Origin of the sequence: Desulfovermiculus halophilus DSM 18834 (genome assembly GCF_000620765.1) — a bacterium.
Classification (GTDB): Bacteria; Desulfobacterota; Desulfovibrionia; order Desulfovibrionales; family Desulfothermaceae; genus Desulfovermiculus; species Desulfovermiculus halophilus.
The window spans coordinates 1-1,838 of the sequence record NZ_JIAK01000066.1; the positions used below are offsets into that span (position 1 = coordinate 1).

3 protein-coding genes are annotated in these 1,838 nt (G+C 52.5%); all 3 read left to right on the forward strand.

Annotated elements, in window-relative coordinates; translation table 11 throughout:
* The first annotated feature begins 42 nt into the window (after nucleotides 1-42).
* The 3 genes from N902_RS18125 to N902_RS18130 all read left to right on the forward strand — a co-directional run bounded on the left by N902_RS18125 (nucleotide 43) and on the right by N902_RS18130 (nucleotide 1,759).
* Nucleotides 43-609 carry an IS66 family transposase zinc-finger binding domain-containing protein gene (locus N902_RS18125; RefSeq protein ID WP_051564625.1) on the forward strand — a complete coding sequence of 189 codons (567 nt, stop codon included), beginning with the start codon at nucleotides 43-45 and terminating at the stop codon, nucleotides 607-609.
* Nucleotides 610-740: 131 nt separating this feature from the next.
* A complete protein-coding gene (locus tag N902_RS0114280; RefSeq protein WP_027371458.1) occupies nucleotides 741-1,070 on the forward strand; it encodes an oxidoreductase in 330 nt (109 codons plus the stop codon).
* On the forward strand, nucleotides 1,067-1,759 hold the full coding sequence (locus N902_RS18130) for an MFS transporter (protein ID WP_051564626.1): 693 nt from the start codon (nucleotides 1,067-1,069) through the stop codon (nucleotides 1,757-1,759). Before N902_RS0114280 ends, N902_RS18130 begins: the two co-directional genes overlap by 4 nt.
* Nucleotides 1,760-1,838 lie beyond the last annotated feature (79 nt).

Consider the following 1,838-nt stretch of genomic DNA (forward strand, 5'->3'; position numbering starts at 1 on the left):
TGTGTATCCCCTGCACGCCAAGTTCAGGAGGTGGCTCCTCTCATGAAACGAGAAGAAGCCATCGCCATCCTGGAGATGCAGGATCGGGAAGCGGCTATAGCCAGGATCCTGGAGCTTGGCCAAAAAGCTGAAAAGTATGACCAGCTCGTGAGCCAATCCGCAAGCACTCCCTCGGGACAAAAGCCGCCCTATACCAAAGAGAACAAGCGCAAAGGCAAAAAACGCAAGAAACCAGGGCGCAAAAAAGGTCATGTAGGAAGCAGACGCACAATTCCGGATAAGATCGATCACTATCAAGAGCATAAGCTTGACCAATGTCCGCATTGTCACGGAAGAGTCGGGCCGGGCATCAAATCTCACGAGCGCTATATCGAAGACATTCCGCCCCTTGAGCCGGAAGTCACAAAGCATACGATCTACAAGCATTGGTGCCCGAATTGCAGGGACTTTGTCACTGCTCCAATGACCGAAGCCATGGGCAATGCCAATTTGGGCATCCGGCTCGTGGTTTTCACTGCTTGGCTCCACTATGCAGTCGGCACCAGCGTGCGAAACGTGGTCAAAATATTACGCACTGTGTGCTCTTTTCCAGTCACCCAGGCGGCTTGACCCAATCCTGGATCAGGCTGTACAAAGCCCTGGGCGGTGGCTGGGAGTATTACGGAAATCTTTTAGGGCAGACGCAGTAGCCCGAGGCGATAGGGAACGTACAAAAACAGGAATAAGGAGGAAAAACACCCATGGCAGCAGGACCCAGGCTTTTCAGCCCATTGAGGACAAACAGGGCGGTCTTTAAAAACCGGATCATGATGACGCCCCTTTATCTCGGATACGCCAACCCGGACGGCACGGTCAGTTCCTTGCTGCTGGACCACTACCGGGAGATGGCCGCCTCCGGGGCTGCGGCCATCGTGGTGGAGCACACGGGAGTCGATCCGTCGGGCTTAGGCTCTCCATATATGCTGCGGATCGATAATGCCCGCTTCATCCCTGGGCTTTCAAGCCTTGCCAGGGCCATTCAGGCCGAAGGCGCCCTGGACTTCCTGAAACGAGTGGGCGAGTCTGCATGAAATCGGCCAGGCAAAGGCCTCTCTATCTGGATCCCAACCTTCAGCTGATCTTTGGTGTTACGCTGAGCGCTGTCATGGGGGTATCCAGTATAACCCCCGTTTTTCCAGCCATGGCCCGGGAACTTGATATACCTGTTCATTCTGTGGGGCTGCTGATCACAGTATTCACCTTGCCCGGTATTTTTTTAGCCCCTGTGCTCGGAGTGCTGGCAGACCTCTGGGGCAGAAAAAGAATATTGGTTCCCGCTTTGATGCTGTTTGGCATTGCCGGAGGCGCATGTGGTTTTGTACGGGATTTCAACCTCCTGTTGGCCTTGCGTTTCTTGCAGGGGATGGGGGCGGCCTCCCTGGCCTCCCTTAACGCCACCATTATAGGTGACCTTTATTCAGGCAATGAGCTTGCAGCAGCCATGGGCTACAACGCCACCATTCTTAACATAGGTACGGCAAGTTATCCAGCTATCGGCGGAATTCTTGCTACGCTGGGATGGTTTTATCCTTTCTTTCTTCCCTTTATAGCCATTCCGGTGGGCTTTTTGATCCTTTTTTCCTTACAAAGTCCTGAACCGAATAGCAGGCAGGGTTTCAAGGTGTATTTGGATAATGTTTGGCAGGGCATAAAAACCAGGCAGGTGTTTATGCTCTTTTTGGCCAGTGTTGTTACCTTTATAATTGTGCTGTTGCAATAAAAATTCGAACAAAATCCGGTCCAGCGGGTAACACATTCAAGCCACGGCGGTTTCATGTATAAGCTGCTCAATCTGGTTG